A 6,988-nucleotide genomic window follows, 5' to 3' on the forward strand; every position below is an offset into this window, starting at 1 on the left:
ACAGGGAGTTGTATGCGTAAGGATTACCTGGCGTTCTTTATATCGCTGTTCCTGTCACGGCTGGCGGATCAGGTCCTGCTGTTTATCGTGCCGTTGATCGTGTTCCAGACCACCCAAAGTGTGTCCTTGGCTGGCTTGGCGTTTTTCGTCGAGTCACTGCCGCGCTTTCTGGCCTTTCCAGTGTGTGGGGCGCTGTGTGACAAGTACCCTCCCGTGCGCATCCTGCATATCAGCCAGGTTTACCGTGCATTGGCTTGCGTGATTGCGATTGGGCTGTACGGCGTATTCGACGGCATCTATTGGCTCGTGATGCTTTCGGCGTTGTGCGGGGTGTTGACCACCCAGGGCGTCATGGCCCGCGAAGTGTTGATGCCCCACGTGTTCCAGCAGTACAGCTACGCCAAGACCCTCTCTTACTCGCAGATCGCCGATCAGAGCGGGCTGGTGCTGGGGCCTTTGGTGGCGGCGTTGATGCTCGAAGTCTGGGCGTGGCCATGGGTGGTGCTGGGGGTAGCCGCGCTGTTTGTGCTGGCCGACCTGGCCATGGGTGTGTGGCAACGCACCAACACAGTGAGCCTGGAGGTATTTGAACAACATCGGGATATTTGGCTGCAACCGCTGCGCATCGCGTTCGGGCACATTGGCAACCTGGCCGGCTTGAAGCGGCTGATCGCGCTGACGGTGGGGGTTAACCTGATCATTGGCGTCACGCTGGCCACTTGCGCCGCCATGGTCACTGGGCAATTCGCCGCGGGCAAGGACGCCTACGCGCTGCTGCAAGCGGCAGGGGCACTGGTGACCATCGTGATTCTGTTTTATCTGGCCCGCGCAACGTTACCGCTGAAGGTGCTGGGTGGGTTGTCCTACGGGCTGATCGCAGTCGGCGCACTGATCATGGCGATCAGCCCCAATCTGTGGGTTTACTCGCTGGGCTTTCTACTGGTGATCGGCTTCGACAAAATGTACAGCGTGTACATGCGCAGCGTACGCCAGAAGGTCATACCGGTGCAGGACTTCGGCAAGACCGTGGGTGTAATCACCTTGCTCAATAACCTGCCACAACCGCTGGCAGGCCTGGTGATTGCCGTATTGGCCGCACCGTTGGGCACGCAGACGGTGATCCTGTTGCTGACCGGTATCACCGCGCTGATCGGCGTGGCCGTGGCCTCAGGCTGGCACGCCACTGTGAAAGCGGAACTCGACGTCGGGTGATTCGATCAGCTCCTGCTCGGCCGCCCTCACCCGTTCGATCACCTGTGCCACGTCCTTGGCATCGCCATACTGGTAGGCCAGTTTCAGGTAACCCTGGAAGTGCCGGGCCTCGCTTTTAAGCAGGCCGAAGTAAAACTTGCCGAGCTCTTCGTCCAAATGCGGCACCAGCGCTTCGAAACGCTCGCAACTACGGGCTTCGATAAACGCGCCCACCACCAGGGTGTCCACCAGCTTGACCGGCTCATGGGTGCGCACCACTTTGCGCAAACCCGAGGCGTAACGCCCGGCGTTCAACTGACGCAGCTCGACCTTGCGCTTTTTCATCAGGCGCATGACTTGTTCGTGGTGCACCAGCTCTTCACGGGCCAGGCGCGACATCATATTGATCAGGTCGACATGGCTGTAATACTTGGCGATCAGGCTCAAGGCGGTACTGGCGGCTTTGAATTCGCAGTTCTTGTGGTCGATCAGCAGGGTTTCCTGATCGGCCAGCGCGGCCTGGACCCAGGCATCAGGGGTGCGGCAACCGAGGAATTCGTGGATTTCTGGCAGGTTCATCGGGCTCACGGGCAAAAGGATCACAAAAGGGCGCCGATTATACCGACCACGCCGCAGACCACCAGTCACCCGCCTTGATGTGTATCAACATGCCGTCTGGCGGGCAGCAACTATAGTTGTTCCAAGCCCCTTTTCTGGAGAACCCGACCATGCAAGCCATCCGCAGCATCCTGGTGGTCATCGAGCCCGAGCATTCGGAAAGCCTGGCCCTCAAGCGCGCCAAGCTGATCGCCGGGGTCACCGGCGCGCATTTGCATTTGCTGGTGTGCGACAAAAAGCACGAACACTCGGCGCTGTTGGCGCTGCTCAAGGCGGGCTTGCAGGAAGATGGCTACAGCGTGACCACCGAACAGGCGTGGAATGACAGCCTGCATGAAACCATCATCGACGTGCAGCAGGCCGAAGGCTGTGGGCTGGTGATCAAGCAACATTTCCCGGACAGCCCGCTGAAAAAGGCACTGCTTACCCCCGCAGACTGGAAATTGCTGCGCTACTGCCCGACGGCGGTGCTGCTCGTGAAGACCTCTACACCCTGGGCCGGCCGGGTGATCCTGGCGGCCATTGACGTGGGCAACAGCGACGGCGAGCACCGCTCACTGCACAACGCCATCATTGACCATGGCTTCGACATCGCCAGCTTGGCCAAGGCGCAACTGCACGTGATCAGCGCTCATCCGTCGCCGATGCTGTCGGCGGCGGACCCGACCTTTCAGCTCAAGGAAACCATCGCGGCGCGTTATCGGGAGCAGTGCCGGGCGTTCCAGGCTGAGTTCGATGTGGACGACAAGCACCTGCATATCGAGGAGGGGCCGGCGGATGTGTTGATCCCGCACCTGGTACATAAATTGGAAGCGGCAGTGACCATTATCGGCACCGTGGGGCGTACCGGGATTTCCGGGGCGTTGATCGGTAATACGGCGGAGGTGGTGTTGGATGCGGTGGCGAGTGATGTGCTGGTGCTAAAGCCTGAAACACTGATGGCGCAGCTGGAAGAGCTGGCGAGCAAGCCTTGACGCTATCGCCTGAACGATAAAGATCAAAATGTGGGAGGGGGCTTGCCCCCGATGGCGGTGTGTCAGCTAAACATTTGGTGGCTGGCACTCCGCTATCGGGGGCAAGCCCCCTCCCACATTTGTTTTGTGTTGTGTCAGTTGGAGAATACGTCCCGCAGAAACCCCGGCGCGATATAGCGCTGGTAATGCGCCTCGGACAGGATAAAAAACTCACGATCAATGGCATCGCGTAAATCCGGCAACGCCCACTCACGAAACTCCGGCAACAACACCATGCCATACGCCTCCAGGTTGGAAATCACCCGTGCGCCCCGGGCAATCAACTGGTACGCCCAGCAGTACTCCGACTGGTGTGGCACGAAGCGAATCTTGCGCTGCTCCAACTGGCCCCGCAGCATCTTGGGGTCGAAAACCTCCACTTTACCGGCCATCACCTGCACCAATAGCTGCTCAAGCCGCAGCCAGACCGCACGTTTTTCTTCTTCGTTGTAACCGTTCCACTGGATCACTTCGTGGTGGAAGCGCTTGCAGCCACGGCACACGAGATCGCCGTAGACCGTGGAGCACAGGCCTACGCAGGGGGTCTTGATGGTTTGGTTGGGCATGGGTAACGACACGCAAATCAGCGAAACAATGCGCCATGTTAGCCCTTTGTCTAACCTTGATCACCCTGCAAACTTGCCAAGGCAACTTACCTTTAGAAATTTTTTGCCGTAGAATCATCCGGCCTTGTAAGGCGCCAATAATCCGCTGGAAGCTGTTTTCAAAGCGTCACGAGCACAGTCGTTCCTTCAGAACGGTGTTGGCGATGGTCAATGACTCGGTAGGTCAATGCCCTCGCCAACCCTCATCAGCTCCGTTCTGCAGGCGTAAAACTTTGAAAGCAGCTTCTGTGAGGAATGCCGGCAGCGCTGGCTTTGCGGCCCAAAAAGCCCCCGAGCGCATGCGTGCCGTTCATTTCTGGATGAGCGTCCCGTGGGACCACTGATGAGGGTAATAACTGTGCTTGAAGCCTACCGCAAACATATCGAAGAGCGTGCAGCCCTGGGTATTGTTCCCCAGCCGCTTAACGCCGAACAAACCGCAGGCCTGGTCGAGCTGCTGAAAAATCCTCCGGCTGGCGAAGAAGAATTTCTCGTTGACCTGATCACCAACCGTATTCCACCAGGCGTTGACGAAGCTGCCTACGTCAAGGCCGGTTTCCTGTCTGCCCTGGCCAAGGGCGAAGCCACTTCCCCCCTGATCAGCAAAAAACGCGCTGTTGAACTGCTTGGCACCATGCAAGGCGGCTACAACATCGTGACCCTGGTCGAGCTGCTGGACGACGCCGAGCTGGCACCTGTTGCCGCCGCCCAACTCAAGCACACCCTGCTGATGTTCGATGCGTTCCACGACGTGGCTGAAAAAGCCAAGAACGGCAACGAACACGCCAAAGCGGTCGTCCAATCCTGGGCTGACGGCGAGTGGTTCAAGAACCGCCCTACCCTGGCCGACAAGATCAGCCTGCGCGTATTCAAGGTCACTGGCGAAACCAACACCGACGACCTCTCCCCTGCGCCTGATGCCTGGTCCCGTCCTGACATCCCGCTGCACGCCCTGGCCATGCTGAAAATGGCTCGCGAAGGCATCGTGCCGGACGAGCAAGGCAAGACCGGCCCGATGAAGCAGATCGAAGAGATGCGCGGCCAAGGCTTCCCGATCGCCTACGTGGGTGACGTGGTTGGTACCGGTTCGTCCCGTAAGTCGGCGACCAACTCCGTACTGTGGTTCTTCGGCGACGACGTTCCATACGTGCCGAACAAGCGCGCTGGCGGCTTCTGCTTCGGCAGCAAGATCGCTCCAATCTTCTACAACACCATGGAAGATGCCGGCGCACTGCCTATCGAATTCGACGTCACCAACATGAATATGGGCGACGTGATCGACCTGTACCCGCATGCTGGCAAAGTCTGCAAACACGATTCCGACGAAGTCATCACCACCTTCGAAATGAAGACCCCGGTGCTGTTGGACGAAGTTCGCGCTGGCGGCCGTATCCCGCTGATCATCGGCCGTGGCCTGACCGACAAGGCCCGTGCTGAACTGGGCCTGGGCCCTACCGACCTGTTCAAGCTGCCAGAAGCACCTGTCGACACCGGCAAAGGCTTCACCCTGGCACAGAAAATGGTCGGCAAGGCGTGTGGCCTGCCAGAAGGCAAAGGCGTTCGTCCTGGCACCTACTGCGAGCCGAAGATGACCACCGTGGGCTCCCAGGACACCACCGGTCCAATGACCCGTGATGAACTGAAAGACCTGGCGTGCCTGGGCTTCTCGACCGATCTGGTAATGCAGTCCTTCTGCCACACCGCGGCCTATCCAAAGCCGATCGACGTAACCACCCACCACACCCTGCCTGACTTCATCATGACCCGTGGCGGTGTATCGCTGCGTCCAGGCGACGGTATCATCCACAGCTGGCTGAACCGTATGCTGCTGCCGGACACCGTCGGCACCGGTGGTGACTCCCACACCCGTTTCCCGATGGGCATCTCGTTCCCGGCCGGTTCTGGCCTGGTAGCGTTTGCCGCAGCCACTGGTGTAATGCCACTGGACATGCCGGAATCGATCCTGGTGCGCTTCAAAGGCAAGATGAAACCTGGCATCACCCTGCGTGACCTGGTTCATGCCATTCCTTACTACGCGATCCAATCGGGTCTGCTGACCGTAGAGAAGAAAGGCAAGAAGAACGCCTTCTCCGGTCGCATCCTGGAAATCGAAGGCCTGAACGACCTGACGCTGGAACAAGCTTTCGAGCTGTCCGACGCCTCGGCTGAACGTTCGGCTGCCGGTTGCACCATCAAGCTGTCCGAAGCGTCCGTCACCGAGTACCTGAACTCCAACATCACCCTGCTGCGCTGGATGATCGGTGAAGGCTACGGCGATGCGCGCACCCTGGAACGTCGTGCCCAAGCGATGGAAGCCTGGGTTGCCAACCCTGAACTGATGGTTGCCGATGCCGACGCCGAATACGCCGAAGTTATCGAGATCGACCTGGCTGAAATCAACGAGCCTATCCTCTGCGCGCCAAACGACCCGGACGATGCCCGTCTGCTGTCGAGCGTTGCCGGCGAGAAGATCGACGAAGTATTCATCGGTTCGTGCATGACCAACATCGGTCACTTCCGCGCTGCCGGTAAACTGCTGGAACAGGTCAAGGGTCAGCTGCCAACCCGTCTGTGGCTGTCGCCGCCGACCAAGATGGACGCTCACCAACTGACCGAAGAAGGCTACTACGGCATCTACGGCAAGGCTGGCGCACGCATGGAAATGCCGGGTTGCTCGCTGTGCATGGGTAACCAGGCACGTGTAGAGCCGAACTCGACCGTTGTGTCGACGTCGACCCGTAACTTCCCGAACCGTCTGGGTGACGGTGCTAACGTTTACCTGGCCTCGGCTGAGTTGGCGGCAGTTGCTTCCACCCTGGGTCGCTTGCCGACTGTCGAAGAGTACATGGGTTACGCAGCGAAACTGGACACCATGGCCAGTGACGTCTACCGCTACCTGAACTTCGACCAGATCGCCGAGTTCCGCAAAATCGCAGCAAGCGCCAACATCCCGGTGATTCAAGCCTAAGGTGTTGATGCAATAAAAACGCCGCGTATCGCAAGGTACGCGGCGTTTTTTTATGCCTGGTATACAGTCTTCACAACACCATAAACCAAATGTGGGAGGGGGCTTGCCCCCGATAGCAGTGGGTCAGCCAATTAATCTGGCACTGACACACCGCCATCGGGGGCAAGCCCCCTCCCACCTTTTAGCCCTACACAGCCTGAAGGGCCGTGCCAAAGCTCAAGCAATCAGCAAGCTTTGCCTGGAATACGGTATAGCCAACACCACAAACCAATGTGGGAGGGGGCTTGCCCCCGATAGCAGGGTGTCAGCCAATAAATCTGGCACTGACACACCGCCATCGGGAGCAAGCCCCCTCCCACTTTTTTGACCTACACCGCCTGAAAGGCCGCGCCAAAGCTCAAGCAATCAGCATGCTTTGCCTGAAAATACGGTATAGCCAATACCACAAACCAATGTGGGAGGGGGCTTGATCTGGCCTAATGATTTTGGACACTTTAATCGGGCGCTATGATGGCGCCTAAATTTGAGGTGTTTTGGATATGCGCAAATCTTATTCCAGTGAATTCAAACTCAAGGCAGCCAGTATGGTGCTC

At 58.6% G+C, this 6,988-nt stretch carries 5 protein-coding genes; 3 read left to right on the top strand and 2 right to left on the bottom strand.

The window, feature by feature from the left end:
• Nucleotides 1–12: 12 nt before the first annotated feature.
• Nucleotides 13–1,212, top strand: a complete 1,200-nt coding sequence (locus ICY20_RS27630) for an MFS transporter (RefSeq protein WP_194939180.1) — start codon at nt 13–15, stop codon at nt 1,210–1,212.
• Here the strand turns inward: ICY20_RS27630 and miaE are convergent.
• Nucleotides 1,168–1,770, bottom strand: a complete 603-nt coding sequence (miaE, locus tag ICY20_RS27635) for a tRNA-(ms[2]io[6]A)-hydroxylase (RefSeq protein ID WP_159961034.1) — start codon at nt 1,768–1,770, stop codon at nt 1,168–1,170. The two genes, ICY20_RS27630 and miaE, sit on opposite strands and share 45 nt — an antisense overlap.
• A 149-nt stretch (nt 1,771–1,919) precedes the next feature.
• Here miaE and ICY20_RS27640 point away from each other — a divergent pair, with 149 nt between their 5' ends.
• Nucleotides 1,920–2,783 carry a universal stress protein gene (locus ICY20_RS27640; RefSeq protein WP_159961032.1) on the top strand — a complete coding sequence of 288 codons (864 nt, stop codon included), beginning with the start codon at nt 1,920–1,922 and terminating at the stop codon, nt 2,781–2,783.
• 134 nt (nt 2,784–2,917) lie between these two features.
• On the opposite strand, the gene ICY20_RS27645 is transcribed toward ICY20_RS27640, so the two are convergent.
• On the bottom strand, nt 2,918–3,388 hold the full coding sequence (locus ICY20_RS27645; protein ID WP_194939181.1) for a DUF1289 domain-containing protein: 471 nt from the start codon (nt 3,386–3,388) through the stop codon (nt 2,918–2,920).
• Between the two features lie 397 nt (nt 3,389–3,785).
• Between ICY20_RS27645 and acnB the strand changes: the two genes are divergently transcribed.
• Nucleotides 3,786–6,395 (top strand): bifunctional aconitate hydratase 2/2-methylisocitrate dehydratase, encoded by a 2,610-nt coding sequence (gene acnB, locus ICY20_RS27650; RefSeq protein WP_159961160.1) that lies wholly within the window; start codon nt 3,786–3,788, stop codon nt 6,393–6,395.
• Nucleotides 6,396–6,988 lie beyond the last annotated feature (593 nt).

Source organism: Pseudomonas pisciculturae (assembly GCF_015461805.1).
Taxonomy (GTDB): Bacteria; Pseudomonadota; Gammaproteobacteria; order Pseudomonadales; family Pseudomonadaceae; genus Aquipseudomonas; species Aquipseudomonas pisciculturae.